General features: G+C 46.2%; 11 protein-coding genes. 5 read left to right on the forward strand and 6 right to left on the reverse strand.

Annotated features, from left to right (window positions below):
- Positions 1-163: 163 nt before the first annotated feature.
- A complete protein-coding gene (locus ACRYI5_RS06765) occupies positions 164-916 on the reverse strand; it encodes an MIP/aquaporin family protein (protein WP_448224736.1) in 753 nt (250 codons plus the stop codon).
- A 385-nt stretch (positions 917-1,301) separates the two neighbouring features.
- Between ACRYI5_RS06765 and ACRYI5_RS06770 the strand changes: the two genes are divergently transcribed.
- Positions 1,302-2,099 (forward strand): enoyl-CoA hydratase-related protein, encoded by a 798-nt coding sequence (locus ACRYI5_RS06770; protein WP_407879952.1) that lies wholly within the window; start codon positions 1,302-1,304, stop codon positions 2,097-2,099.
- Positions 2,100-2,164: 65 nt separating this feature from the next.
- On the opposite strand, the gene ACRYI5_RS06775 is transcribed toward ACRYI5_RS06770, so the two are convergent.
- On the reverse strand, positions 2,165-2,599 hold the full coding sequence (locus ACRYI5_RS06775) for a MaoC family dehydratase (RefSeq protein ID WP_407879950.1): 435 nt from the start codon (positions 2,597-2,599) through the stop codon (positions 2,165-2,167).
- 309 nt (positions 2,600-2,908) lie between these two features.
- Entirely contained in the window at positions 2,909-3,883 is a 975-nt protein-coding gene (locus ACRYI5_RS06780) for a DMT family transporter (protein ID WP_448224737.1), read from the reverse strand.
- Between the two features lie 156 nt (positions 3,884-4,039).
- Between ACRYI5_RS06780 and ACRYI5_RS06785 the strand changes: the two genes are divergently transcribed.
- Positions 4,040-4,855 (forward strand): TIM barrel protein, encoded by an 816-nt coding sequence (locus ACRYI5_RS06785; protein ID WP_448224738.1) that lies wholly within the window; start codon positions 4,040-4,042, stop codon positions 4,853-4,855.
- Here ACRYI5_RS06785 and ACRYI5_RS06790 read toward each other — a convergent pair.
- The 3 genes from ACRYI5_RS06790 to adhE all read right to left on the reverse strand — a co-directional run bounded on the left by ACRYI5_RS06790 (position 4,850) and on the right by adhE (position 9,008).
- The gene (locus tag ACRYI5_RS06790; RefSeq protein ID WP_407879947.1) at positions 4,850-5,533 is read right to left on the reverse strand and encodes a CPBP family intramembrane glutamic endopeptidase; all 684 of its coding nucleotides are present in this window, start codon (positions 5,531-5,533) and stop codon (positions 4,850-4,852) included. The genes ACRYI5_RS06785 and ACRYI5_RS06790 overlap by 6 nt on opposite strands.
- Before the next feature lie 71 nt (positions 5,534-5,604).
- Positions 5,605-6,168: a hypothetical protein gene (locus ACRYI5_RS06795; protein ID WP_448224739.1), complete on the reverse strand. Its 564-nt coding sequence runs from the start codon at positions 6,166-6,168 to the stop codon at positions 5,605-5,607.
- Between the two features lie 203 nt (positions 6,169-6,371).
- Positions 6,372-9,008 (reverse strand): bifunctional acetaldehyde-CoA/alcohol dehydrogenase, encoded by a 2,637-nt coding sequence (gene adhE, locus ACRYI5_RS06800; protein ID WP_448224740.1) that lies wholly within the window; start codon positions 9,006-9,008, stop codon positions 6,372-6,374.
- A 406-nt stretch (positions 9,009-9,414) separates the two neighbouring features.
- On the opposite strand from adhE, the gene ACRYI5_RS06805 reads away from it, so the two are divergent.
- From ACRYI5_RS06805 to ACRYI5_RS06815, 3 genes are all read left to right on the forward strand, one after another.
- On the forward strand, positions 9,415-9,978 hold the full coding sequence (locus ACRYI5_RS06805; RefSeq protein ID WP_407879941.1) for a L,D-transpeptidase: 564 nt from the start codon (positions 9,415-9,417) through the stop codon (positions 9,976-9,978).
- A 30-nt stretch (positions 9,979-10,008) separates the two neighbouring features.
- A complete protein-coding gene (locus ACRYI5_RS06810) occupies positions 10,009-10,920 on the forward strand; it encodes a D-alanyl-D-alanine carboxypeptidase family protein (protein WP_448224741.1) in 912 nt (303 codons plus the stop codon).
- Between the two features lie 234 nt (positions 10,921-11,154).
- Positions 11,155-14,709: an adhesive domain-containing protein gene (locus ACRYI5_RS06815; RefSeq protein WP_448224742.1), complete on the forward strand. Its 3,555-nt coding sequence runs from the start codon at positions 11,155-11,157 to the stop codon at positions 14,707-14,709.
- Positions 14,710-14,822: the final 113 nt, after the last annotated feature.

Consider the following 14,822-nt stretch of genomic DNA (forward strand, 5'->3'; position numbering starts at 1 on the left):
CATGATTGTTTCATCAAAAACAAATCCTTATCTCCAATCAAAATGTAAGCCCTTCCAAGATAAATAACCAATACGCATTTTTCATTTTTCCATAACAACAAGTTATGATATTTACCCTAACCGGATTCAACGATATTTAAGCGTGATTTTTCACAAACTTTTCTTAAAGGCCGAAGAAGACCTTGTACGTAAAGATCCCAATCACAGCCCCCACGATTGAGCCTAAAACAGGAACCCAACTGTATTCCCAGTGCGAGGACCCCTTATTTGGGATCGGAAGCAACGCATGAATGATCCGTGGACCTAAATCACGCGCCGGATTCAATGCTGGCCCCGTTGGTCCCCCAAGTGAGATCACCATTGTGGCAATCAGTAAACCAACGCCGATGTTGGCAATATCAACGTTTTGATGAAAGAACATGCCACGATATAACCCCATTGCACCAAACACCAGCACAAACGTCCCGACTGTTTCTGCTAAGAAACCATTTAACTTACTACCAGCCGCATCCCCCGTTGCGAAGGTTCCAAACACAAGGTCTGCTTCGTGAGTCTTTTTATAGTATGGCCAATAAATCAAAATAATGAGTAATTGCCCCACCATCGCGCCAGCAAACTGCGCTAACAAGTAGCCCAGCACCTGTGACCACGGAAAGATTCCTGCCGCTGCTTGAGCCAGTGTAATTGCGGGATTAAGGTGGTTTCCTGAAATGGATCCAAACATCATCGCCGGGATCATGACCCCGAGGCCGTACCCAAATGCAATGAACAGCCACCCCCCATTAGCTTGACCAGCCGTTCCGTTCCCCGTTGTCCCCTTCAAAAACGAATTGGCAACGGCCCCGTTCCCGAATAAGACCAAAATCATCGTGCCAAAAAACTCTGCTGCTAACCGAACATCCCAACTACCTGTCATAAATATCCGCCTCCTTTAGTTTTCAACCTGCATAAAGTAACATTTTGCACATTACTTTATATTTTAACCAATATGAACTATAAAAAAAACGCTTTCAGAAGTAAATGTTGATATTTTTTCATTATTTCGATTACAAAAAGTTATAGGCTGGTCAAAGCCTAATTCAACACCATTTTAATTCCATAAAAATTCGTTTTTTCACAAACTTTGCTGATGAACTTGTCTACCTTGGTGATTAAAGGTTCCCTGCAAATCCCAGTGCGACGCGATTTCCATTTTTTCGCTTTGCATGTGCATCATTGCATTTATTTGATTTCACGCTATCATGTGAATTGAAAGTGCTCGCTAGTATCACTCCCGGAATTACGAAAGGACGTTACTAACGATGATTAAAACAACAACGTTTAAAAACATTTTGCTTGATGTCTCTGATGGGATTGCAACCTTGACCATTAACCGGCCGCGGTCAATGAACGCCTTAAATTCAGCCACACTGATCGAAATTGGTCGGGCACTGGATAACGTCAAAATGAACGCCGCCGACATTAAGGTGCTTACCATCACAGGTGCCGGTAAAAAGGCCTTCGTCGCAGGCGCAGATATCGCCCAAATGCGTGACATGAATGCTCTGGAAGCCGCTGATTTATCAAAATTAGCGCACGAAACGTTTGGTAAGATTGAAAACTTACCACAAGTCACCATTGCTGCCGTAAACGGTTACTGTTTAGGTGGTGGTCTTGAATTAGCCGCCTCATGCGACATGCGAGTGGCTTCAAATAAGGCCAAGTTTGGTCAACCTGAAGTGACGCTTGGGATCGTTCCTGGCTTTGGGGGAACCCAGCGCCTTACCCGGTTAGTCGGTCGTGGGAAAGCCAAGGAAATGATTGCAACGGGAACCATGGTGGATGCAGAAGAAGCTTACCGGACCGGGATCGTTGAAGAAGTGACGGAACCAGCCGCCTTAACGGACAAGGTGACGGAAATTGCGGACACCATTCAGAAGAATGGGTTGATTGCTGTCGGGATGGCTAAGTACGTCATTGACCGTGCCGCTGATCTTCCCCTCGACACCGCCATCGACTTCGAAACCCAAATGTGGGCCCAAACATTTGCAACCGCTGATCAAACGGAAGGTATGACCGCCTTTCTTGAAAAACGGAAAGCAGAATTTCCTAACGAATAACATCTAAATCACAATAGGAACGCCCCCCTCTTTTACCATGAGGGGGGCGTTCTTATTGTGGTGGCTTAATGTTTAGCTGGCATGATCGTCGCTTCGCCATCAGTAACGATCTCACCATTTTGATTTGTCACCGTTGTTGCAATCGTTGCAATCTTAAAGTGCTTTTTGGCTTCGATCTTGGTAACCTCAGCCGTAACAACCAGAACATCGTCAAAGTGAACTGGTTTCTCAAACCGTAACGTCTGTCCTAGGTAAATGGCTCCTGGTCCCGGCATCTTTGTTCCTAAGCAAGCCGAGATCATTCCCGCAGAAATCATGCCGTGCGCAATCCGGCCGTGAAATTGGGTTTGTTCAGCAAACTCATCGTCCATATGCATGGGGTTGTAGTCCCCGGTGACCTTCGCAAAGTCCTTCACGTCAGCTTCGGTGACCCGTTTGGAGAATTCGCCGCTCATCCCAACTTCTAATTCGTCTTCATAAATAATTTTGTAATCAACCATTTTACAGCCTCCATGATGTGTTTTAAATCACAAGATTACATCACCCTGTGATAACGTCTTCATTGTCTTCTGGAAGCGATTTCATATCCAATACGAATTATTTATTGACGCTATTTCTGCACGTAATAGGTTGGTTAAAAGCCCGTCAACTCGCGGCAATCATCTTGATGGTCCGGCGTCCAGCACCTTCATATTGTGATAATTTTACTAAACTGGCGTCGGGCCGTTTCACCCGATCAGGGAATAAAAAACCGTCAATCCTAAATTGAATTGACGGTCTTAATGACGCGTTTCATTATTCGTTTAATCTTACGAGTGGTTATGACCACCGTTCGATGTGTTAAACCACTGGCCCATGGTCAACGCAATCTTTTCACCAACCAGTGTCACAACGGAACCGATCAGGATAACAACGATCCCAACGACCGTATTTTTATAAATCGGTTCCCCAAGCACGATCAGCGCTAACACTGGTGCCAAGGCTGGTTTAATGAAGAAGATCAGCGAGGCAACGGGAATCCCCGCCTCATCCATGACGATGAAGTATAAGCCAAACGCCACCCCGGTCACAAGGATACTAACGTAAGCCAACAGTGGCAGAGAACTCCAACTCAAGTTTGCAAAAAACGGCACGTCACTGAAGCCCTTGATTCCGCGAAGGACGTTTGCCTCACCCGGAATGTGCGTTGATAACATGAACAGGCCCAATTCCATCGCTCCGGCAATGAACGAGAAACAGGTCATGGTCAACCCATCAAAGTGCCGCCGATTCGAATTCACCCGGGAAAGAACGCCATAAAGACCAAACGTTATTGAACACAACAGGCCCAATAAAATGCCCACGGGATTCGTCAATTTAAAGGGGTTAATGATGATCACCAACCCAACTAGCGTTAAAATAACGGCAATCGTGTTGGTTCGCGTCATCCGTTCACCCAAGAAGATCAATCCAATCAACATCCCAAAAACAGGATTAGCACTTAATAAAATGGCAACTGTTGACGCGGTCGTTGCCTGGATTGCCATCTGATAGAGTGTCATACTGACAACAACACAGGTGAATCCAGTTAGGGCAAAGGCCCCCCAATCACGGAGATGCAGCTGCTGATTTTTTCGATGTAATGTATGTACTGCAATTGGTAGTAATGCTAAACCACCGCATAAAAAGCGGATGAAGTTAAGTTCAATGGGGTTAAAGCTCCCACCTGCGATTTTCAGCGCAATCTCCATTGAACTGAATAAAAAGGTCGAAATAATAACGTAGACGAGTGTTTTGACTTTCACGATTAGACACAATTCCCTTCTTTTTACAAAGCGGGCGTTTGCCGAAGCGTCCGTCGAATCTTGTTAAAAACAATCCTCTTCCATCATACCACAACCTTCACGAACTTCTGGGTTCGATATTAAATTACTTATTATTGACTAATAAGGAGGTTACTCATGCACATTCAACTTGGTTTAAAGGGGAGTACCGCTCCCGCACAATACCGCGATCGTCTTGCCTACGCACCGGCAACGTTTGAATTCTTCCTCGACGAAGGTGACCTGACCCCTACTGGCTTAAAACACCTTCAAGACGCCATTGACGAGGTCAAAACGGTCACACCCCACATCGTGTTACACCACCCCATGAAGTATGGCAAGTGGGCCGTTGAAATGGTGACGCCAGAAAAAGAAATGCCGGAGCTCTACCGCTTTTTGCAGTTTAGCTCCGACACGCTTCTTGATCTTGCTGTCAAAAACGACATTCAATTACTGTTACATGGTTCTTATTCTCGCCAAACACAGTTCTTTATTAATCACTATGACAGTTTGGCCACCGCACAAGCCGTCGTCTTTGACCGGCTGGATCATTACGCTGCTCAGGGTGGCGCTCACGTCATGTTTGAAAACTCAATTTCACCCCTGTTTTATTACGGTGACCCAATCATGGATCAAACAATCGCCGCCCACCATTACCGGCTGGCGTTTGACACCAGTCACTGCTTCATTAAGCAGCACGGTAGTAACGACGCATTAGCGGCTTCACTGACGACGCTTCGTGACCAAGTGGTTCACTACCACCTCGTTGACTCGTATGGTCAAACCCATGACAGTCTGCCATTAGGGACCGGTAAAATTGACTGGCGAACCATGTTACCGCTGCTTAATCCGCAAGCCACACGGATCTATGAGGTCAACCTCGCCGACCAGACGCACGCCAACGAAATGCTTGAATCACACCGCTACCTCACTGCGCTAGCAAGCACATTATAAAAATGACGCCAGCATGGCAAACCCGTTGTTTAAGAAGTGGATCCCAATGTCAAAACGGATGTCCTTAGTCTTCAGGTAGGTGATCGCCAAGATCATCCCCATCGTGCCATAAACCCACGCACTTGGGCTCCAGAGACTGGTATGCAACATGGCAAACAACACGCCGTTTAGCACCACACCAAGCCACCAGACCCACCGCTTTTGAAGCTTCATGAAGAAAAAGTCAAAGTACAACCCCCGAAAAATAAGTTCCTCTAGGATCGGTGCCCAGATCACACCAAAGTACATGGTGAGCCAGGGGGTTTGCTTTAACATTTTGTCAATGGACCGCTCGTTGGCTGACGTCCCGGAGTGAATCAATGCTTCTGCCACAATGAGGGCCGCCAGTGCTAACACCATCAGCCCAAACCACAGCCATTTCGTCTTTCGTCGTGGCTGGGGCCGAAAATACTGGGGCTCTCGTTCAGCTAGCCCCTTTTGATAAACGCGCCAAATCACCCATAAAACAAATAAGCTTAAAATGGTGGTCAAGATGCCTAACCCCCATTGAACCGCCACTGCGTTCTTGCTGATCAAACTGGGCAGGTCCACCGGAACCATGGCCAGCTGTTCCAGAACAAACAAGCCAAACATGGCGCCGACACCAATCAAATAGCGTCGAATTTGGTCTGCAGTCATTGTCATCGCCTCAATTTCATTTTTTATTCGTTAACCATTCGTGGCCCGCATTTCAATGTAACTGCGGGCTTTTAGTCCTTTGCACTGTTGTACAGCGTCAACTGAGTCACGGTATCGTCGTCTTTTTCAGCTGCGTTTGCGACCGTTCTCAACAGTTTTGTTGGGACATACATTGAAGATGACGTTGGCCGGTAGTTAATGACATAACCACTTGTTGCAGACGTTGCCCCCACTGGTTTAACCCAAATTCGGTAATCCGTCCCCACATGAAGGCCATCAAAACGATACATATCCGCCTCGCTTGTGCCCGCTAATGAACTGACACCAACCGTCAATGTAATTGGTGTTGACCAGCCCGTGGGGGCCGATGTTTCACTGAGTGCGCTTGGCAACTTACTAGCCGTTTTGGTCAATGTAAACCCGGCAACCGTTTCTGTTTCAACGGGCGCCTTCGTCGACTCTTTCACCGGCTTTTTTGATGACGTTTTCGTTTGATCCTGTGCTTGTTTTTTTGTCGATGAACTCGTTGCCACCGGTTGTTGTGGCTGATCCGTCACTGGATGAAGCGTCACAACCCCCACTAAAATGGCGACGACAACGATCACAATTGCTAACACACTTTTCGGTAACCGCATTGGTGTCTCCTCACGTTTAATGTCATTATTGGACACAGTAATCAATGCCCAAAGATATCGTGATTTTACCGCATCTACAGGCAAATCACTACCCAAAACGGTTAAACTAAATGGTTCTTTATCATGACACACAAAACGGCACATTCCACCGGGCGGTTCTCACCGCTCCATGGAATGTGCCGTTTAATAATCAGTTAGTGATTTTAGTAGGCACCGCGTGTCTTTGTTTCAACACCCTTACCGTCGAAGTCTTCTTCCATGATTTCCTTCAGTTCAGAAATCAGTGGTTCCTTCGGGTTGGCCGTTGTACATTGATCTTCGTAAGCTAATTCAGCCAAGTGGTCAACAGCTTCGTCAAAGTGCTTCTTGTCCACACCGTTAGCCTTCAGGCTCAATTCAACCCCAACACTATGTGCTAAGTCGATGAATGCTTGAACAAGACTTTCAACTAATTCTTCCGTTGTGTTCCCCTTCAAACCAAGGTAACGCGCAACATCAGCGTAGTCTTCGTCAGCACGGTAGTATTCGTACTTCGCCCACATTGCCAACTTGTTTGGCATTTGTGCGTTGTAACGAATCGTGTGTGGCAAGGTGATGGCGATACATAACCCATGGGCTAAACCAAATTCACCACCAAGTTTGTGGGCAACGGAATGGTTGATCCCCAAGAAGGCGTTAGCAAAGGCCATCCCAGCTAAGGTTGAGGCATTGTGCATTTCTTCCTTCGCGTGCTTGTCACCGTTGTAAGAAGCCGTCAGGTTGTTCAAGACCAGCTTCAATGCTTGCAGTGACCATGGACGCGTGTAGTCTGAGGCCAAACTTGAAACGTATGATTCAAGGGCGTGACAGAAAACATCCAGTCCTGAGTAAGCAATTGTCCGCTTAGGAACCGTCATGATAAATTGAGGGTCCACAATGGCAACGTCTGGTGTCAGAGCGTAATCAGCCAGTGGGTACTTCACGTGGGTCTTGGAGTCAGTGATAACGGCGAATGGCGTTACTTCTGAACCAGTCCCTGAAGTCGTTGGGATCGCAACAAACTTAGCCTTGTTAGGCTTTTCGAATGTGTAGGTCCGCTTCCGGATGTCTAAATACTTCTGCTTAGCACCGAAGAAGTCTGCATCTGGGTGCTCGTAGAACATCCACATGTTCTTTGCGGCATCAAGTGGTGACCCACCACCGATGGCAATAATCGTGTCAGGCTTAAATTCGTTCATCAAGCGAACACCGCGGTCAACCGTATCTGTTGATGGGTCTGGTTCAACCTGGTCAAAGACTTCGATCTGAACGCTAGTGCCGTTTGGCCGTTTGCGCAGACGATCGCGGACGATGTCGACGTAACCGTTCTTAACCATGGATGGTGAAGCAACAACGAAGACTTTTTCAACGCCTTCCATGTCAGTCAGGTAACGAACTGAGTTCTTTTCAAAGTAAACTTTACTTGGGATCTTAATCCATTGCATGTTGTTTCTCCGTTTAGCGATCGTCTTAACGTTAATTAAGTCAAATGATGAAACGTTGTGAGAAACGGCATTCTTACCCCATGAACCAGTCCCTAACGTTAAGGAAGGAATCATGTTGTTGTAGATGTTCCCAATCCCACCAACAGCTGATGGTGTGTTGATCAGAACACGGCTGGCCTTCATGCGAACACCAAATGAAGTCATTAAGTCTTCATCTTCAGTTTGTAATGAAGCGGTGTGACCAAGGCCACCAAAGTCGAGTAAGTCTTCACAAAGCTTCAGGGCGTCTTCACGCGTTGCGGCCTTGTAAACAGACAGAACTGGTGACAATTTTTCAGCTGACAATGGGTAGTCAGGACCAACGCCATCGATTTCAGCTAACAGAACCTTTGTGTTTTCAGGAACTTTGATGCCGGCAAGCTTGGCAATGTCAAAGGCTGATTTCCCAGCGATTGGGCCCTTAACACCGTGGGTGCGAGGGTCAAACATTGCTTCACCCAAGGCCTTTTGATCTGACTTCTTAACTAAGTAAGAACCAAGGCGTTGGAATTCAGCCATCACGTCATCGTAGATGTCAGCGTCGATAACAGCTGAGTTTTCAGAAGCACAAACCATCCCGTTATCAAACGTCTTTGACAAAGTAATGTCGTTCACGGCACGTTTGATGTTTGCTGATTTTTCAATGTAAACGGGGCCGTTACCAGGTCCAACACCCAAGGCTGGTTTCCCAGTTGAGTAAGCAGCCTTAACCATTCCAGGACCACCAGTTGCCAACGTTGAGGCAATGCCATCGTTGTTAATCAACAGGTTTGTGGCTTCGATTGAAGGTTGGTCAATCCATTGAACCATGCCTTCAGGAGCACCAGCGGCAATAGCAGCGTCACGAACAACTTTGGCTGCGGCCACACATGATTGTTGTGCTTGTGGGTGGAAGGCAAAGATGATTGGGTTCCGTGTCTTCACGGCAATTTCTGCCTTGAAGATCACCGTTGATGTTGGGTTCGTAACGGGTGTGATCCCGGCGATAACACCAAGTGGTTCGGCAACTTCAGTGATTTCTTCCACTTCATCTTCACGAATGATGCCAACTGTCTTGTCATCCTTGATCTTGTGCCAAATGTTTTCTGAGGCGTAAATGTTTTTAATTGCTTTATCTTCGACAATTCCGCGACCAGTTTCTTCAACAGCTAACTTGGCCAAGTCCATGTGCTTGTCTAGTGCTGCCATCGCCATTTCATGAACGATGTGGTCAATGCGTTTTTGATCAAAATCATCCATCTTGTCGAGCGCTTCGTGACCTTTGTCAACGAGCTTTTGGATCATGTCTGCTACATCAATTGTTTCTTTTTCGGCTTTTTTCTCAGTCTTCACAACCATTGTTTGAATTCCTCCATCAATGTTGAAGTTATTGTTATCTCTTTCACAATTAGTAGTTTAGCACCTTGTAAAAACTTTGCAAGTCTTTTTGCTCAAAAAATAACAAATGAATTTTAAGTAACCGCTTACATTAGTGTTACCAGTGAATTACTGCTCGTAATGTTTTTTCATCCTCATTGGTTTTGTTATTAATGAACCTTTGTGAATAGTAAAACTTTGTTATATGCCAACATGTCCTTTCCCCAATTAATGGCTCATTTCCAGCCGTTAACTTAACCAACTAAATAATCAACTTTTTAGTTGGTTTGCCAGCTGCTAACTTCACACAGATGGTATAATATTTGGGTTAGTCAGCAAAACGCACACGTTTTAAACCCTTACATCATTCGTTTTATGGAGAAAAAATATGTCTTTACGCACTCATTTCGTCCTCAAACTCACCCTCGTCGTTTTCGTGAGCGTCCTTTTCAGTCAGTTTGCCGGCATTAGTTCAACCGGCCTCACGCCTGACCCCATTGTCGCCAGCGCGGCTACCCATGAAAAGCAATCACACCAAGCGACGTACCCAGATCTCATTAAGTATCCCCATGCGTGGTTGTTGGTTTCATTAAAGCACCAGCGCGTTTACGTGATGAACGGCAAAACAAAACTTTACACGATGCTGGCTTCTACCGGGATGCATGATTCAACACCAACCGGAACTTTTCACATTGAAGCCGAACGGGGGACCTATTTTTACGCACCGCGCTTTAATGAAGGAGCTTATGATTGGGTGTCATGGAAGGATCACGGCGTCTACTTGTTCCACTCAACACCAACTGACGAACAAAAAAACATTCTTCCTGGCCCGAAAGCCGACTTAGGTAAACGCCCATCTTCCCACGGTTGTGTCCACCTTTCCATTCCGGATGCCCACTGGGTCTATGAAACCATTCCAACCGGCACCACTGTTAAAATCATTAAGGGGTAACCAATCATCATAACGGGGAACGCATCAACCATGAAAAAAACCATCATTCTGTTAATTCTTTTACTCACCTTTACGGGTACCAGTACCGTTCTTTGTACTAGGGGGCACGCTGACACCCAATCTGTTTCCACGTTGGTCATGGACGCCAAATCTGGGCATGTCTATCAAAAAAGTGACGCCACCACACCACGACCAGTTGCTTCCATTTCGAAGCTCTTCATCATCTATCTCGCACTGCAAAAAATTAACCAGGGAAAATTAAAACTGGATCAGCAGGTCACAGCACCCGCAGATATTGCGGCCCTTTCTCATGAACCAGCTCTTGCAAACGTTCCACTTGAAAATGGTCAGAGCTATTCCGTCAGGGACTTACTATCTGCCTCGCTTATTCATTCTGCCAACGGTGCCATCATGCTACTGGCTCAGGCCATGTACGGAAACCAGGCAAATGCCGTTAAAGCCATCAACCACCAAGCGGCCAACTGGAAACTTCAGCACTACCAACTGGTCAACGTTACCGGCTTAAATAATCAGTCGTTGGGGTCACTCCGCGTCACCCACACCGGCGAAACCGCGGAAAACAAGCTTCGGGCAGTGGATGTTGCCACCGTGGCCCAGAAGCTTCTCGGTCGCTACGAAAAACAGGTTTTAAGCATTTCCAGTCAACCGCACGTTCAATTTGCACTTGCTAACGACTTTCCCACTGAAAATCGGATGTTGCCCACCCAAAGCGATTACTTTGAGGACACGCCAGTTGATGGGCTTAAAACTGGTTCTTCTGAAACAGCTGGTAACTGTTTCGTTGGCACGGCAAAACGGCATGGTCACCGGTTGATCACCGTTGTGCTAGGCGCCGATTATCAAGACAAAGATCAAGTCTTCAGGGCAACCCACCAACTCATGAATGATGCCTTTGCAAAAATAAGCAAAGCAAATGGTTAACACGCTACGTTTCAATAATAATTGTCCTTCAAACACCTCCGCAGTTGTCGTTTTCAACTTCGGGGGTGTTTTTATGTTATCGATAAAATTTGTATCAATATCCTCTCTAGAAAATATCTTATAAAAATCATATAATTTTTCTAATGGTAAACGACCTGCTATGCTGGAATCACTATCAAACCGATAGAATTTATTTACTGTTTCGTAATGCTTATGCCAAGAAAGGAGCTACGTATGTCATCAACGCCAACCCAATCTTCGACAAAAACAAAGTCCTCGTTTAAAAAGAACCTGACTCGATCAGTCTACCTTTGTGGTGCTGCTCTATTGATTGCCAGTGCAGCGGTCCCAAGTGCTGTTGCACTTGCTCAAACTGATGCGACACCACGGGTGGAACGAACTGGGCCTGGATTAGCTGGAATCAGCTTGCTAACAAATTCCCAATTAGTCTCGAATCTTGCTAATCCGCTCCAGCAAAATGCAGACGGCAACTATAACCTTGATCTAACCTATACTGGATCTGGTGTTGCCGATGTCGGCTTAGCCACTAAGAAAATCATCATGTTTGCGCTTGCTCAAGAACTCCGTGGAAAAGTAACTGGTGCCGCAAACATTGATGTTAGTGCTGCTTTAACAGATATTGATTTATCTAAGATACCCGGTGTTTCAGCAGAAATTGCTATCATCGAAGGGCTCTTAGGCACACTAAATGTGCCCGGAGTTGATCTAAATCCCCTTAAAAATGCCATTGCACAACTAACTGGTCCGCAGCCGCTGGGAACTTATACGGCCAACGTTGCCGGAACGGTAACCAACAATTACATTTCAGCAGACATTACTGATGGTTTGGGCAATTATGTCCGTCAAACCGTTAGTGGTCTGTTTACCGATGTTGAAGCAACATTAGCTGCGTTACCGCACGGGAATCCGTTATTATTAACATTAATCGCCGCAGTTAACACGTTATTGAATATCTTAGAGGGTGCAGTTAGCTCTACCAGTACTGTTCTAGATGACTTACTAAACGTTAATTTGCTTGGCCACACCTCTGCACATTTAACGACGGCCGTTACAAATCCTAACGTTGCTGAATCACACATTTATGGTGCTTTAGTTAATGACGCTGCTGTCGATATTAATATTTTGACTCAAAATGGTGACCCTGTTGACCTTCAATTCGCACAGACTGCTGTTAATCCATTAGAAAATTATAACGTTGCAACGCCATCACTTGACCAAGCAACAGCTGGTGACACGGCGATTAAAGGAAACGTTGTATTAGAAGAACCAATTCCTGATGGAACAACATTTAAAGCAATCGCAACGTTGGGGGATGGTAGCACTGCTGAAGGAACCGTTAACCCAGATGGCTCTTTCACCATTAATACCAAATCTTTAACCGCTGAAGAAGTTGTCCAAGTTCACATTGAAGCAGCTAACGGTGAATACACTAAAGATGGCGCTAACGCTTCGGTAACAGTTCAAGCAGAAAACCCAACCAATCCGTTGGAAAACTATAATGTTGCAACGCCAACAATTGATCAAGGTCATGCTGGCGATACCAAAGTTACGGGATCAGTTAACCTTGAAACGCCAATTCCTGATGGAACAACATTTAAGGCCATCGCAACGTTAGGTGATGGAAGCACCGCTGAGGCTAATGTTGATGTTAACGGAGCAAACGGGACGTTTACCATTAATACTAACGAGCTAACTACAGACGAAATTGTTAGCGTCGCTATTCAAGCAGTTAATGGATCAACCAATAAAAACGGCCTTCCTGCTGAAATGACCGTTCAGGCAGGTCAACCAACCAATCCATTGGATGACTATAATGTTGCCTCTCCGACGGTGAATCCCGCTACTGCTGGTGATACGAGTGTCTCTGGTCACGTTGACCTAGAAACACCGATCCCTGACGGGACCACCTTCACCGCCGTTGTCACACTTCCTGATGGTTCAACGAAGACCGCAACGGTCAACCCTGACGGTTCCTTTACCGTTGATACCGGTACTTTAACTGCCGATGAAATCATCGGTGTTAAGATTCAAGCAACTAACGGTGAAAACACTAAGGACAGTCAAACCACGACCATTACGGTTCAGGCAGGTCAACCAACCAATCCATTGGATAACTATAATGTTGCCTCTCCGACGGTGAACCCCGCTACTGCTGGTGATACGAGTGTCTCTGGTCACGTTGATCTAGAAACACCGATCCCTGACGGGACCACCTTCACCGCCGTTGTCACACTTCCTGATGGTTCAACGAAGACCGCAACGGTCAACCCTGACGGTTCCTTTACCGTTGATACCGGTACTTTAACTGCCGATGAAATCATCGGTGTTAAGATTCAAGCAACTAACGGTGAAAACACTAAGGACAGTCAAACCACGACCATTACGGTTCAGGCAGGTCAGCCAACTAATCCATTGGATAACTATAATGTCGCCTCTCCAACGGTGAACCCCGCTACTGCTGGTGATACGAGTGTCTCTGGTCACGTTGATCTAGAAACACCGATCCCTGACGGGACCACCTTCACCGCCGTTGTCACACTTCCTGACGGTTCAACGAAGACCACAACGGTCAACCCTGACGGTTCCTTTACCGTTGATACCGGTACTTTAACCGCCGATGAAATCATCGGTGTTAAGATTCAAGCAACTAACGGTGAAAACACTAAGGACAGTCAAACCACGACCATTACGGTTCAGGCAGGTCAGCCAACCAATCCATTGGATAACTATAATGTCGCCTCTCCAACGGTGAACCCCGCTACTGCTGGTGATACGAGTGTCTCTGGTCACGTTGATCTAGAAACACCGATCCCTGACGGGACCACCTTCACCGCCGTTGTCACACTTCCTGACGGTTCAACGAAGACCGCAACGGTCAACCCTGACGGTTCCTTTACCGTTGATACCGGTACTTTAACCGCCGATGAAATCATCGGTGTTAAGATTCAAGCAACTAACGGTGAAAACACCAAGGACAGTCAAACCACGACCATTACGGTTCAAGCAGGTCAGCCAACCAATCCATTGGACAACTATAATGTTGCCTCTCCGACGGTGAACCCCGCTACTGCTGGCGATACGAGTGTCTCTGGTCACGTTGATCTAGAAACACCGATCCCTGACGGGACCACCTTCACCGCCGTTGTCACACTTCCTGATGGTTCAACGAAGACCGCAACGGTCAACCCTGACGGTTCCTTTACCGTTGATACCGGTACTTTAACCGCCGATGAAATCATTTCTGTAATGATTGTTGCAACAAATGATGGCCAAACAAAAAACAGTGCTCCTGTCACTATAACCGTTGCCAATGACAACTCAAATGGCAATAACGGTGGCAACACTGGTGGTACTAACGGTGGTGGCGATACTAACGGTAATGGCGGTAACGGTGGTAACGCCAACGTTGGTAATTCAGGCAACAATTCCAATAATGGTGCCTCATCTAATGGTGGTGAAAGCCTCACTAGCGAAACTAATAAATTGCAACCAAACAACAGTGGTACTGGTACAGGGAGCATAACTAACCCTGGGACAACAGTTACCGGGTCACGCGCAACGACTGACCAACCTACAAACTCTGGTGTTAATGCAAATGGGCAGTCACAAGGTTCAAATCATGCGGCCAATAACACTTCTTCTAAAAAACAAACTGCTGCCTTGCCAGCAACCAGTCAAGAAACACCAGCGCTTCTCACCATCCTAGCCACGTCACTATTGATTAGCGCAACGATTCTTGGGTTTCATATTTTCAAAAAGAAACGTTAATCATTAAGTCTAACCGTTACAAAAAAACAGCGAGTTGCCCTTAGTAGGCATCCGCTGTTTTTGCTTGTTTATGTCCCGGTGCAATCTATCTTCACCTTTTATCTTTTTGGAAT

Source organism: Furfurilactobacillus sp. WILCCON 0119 (genome assembly GCF_053471565.1).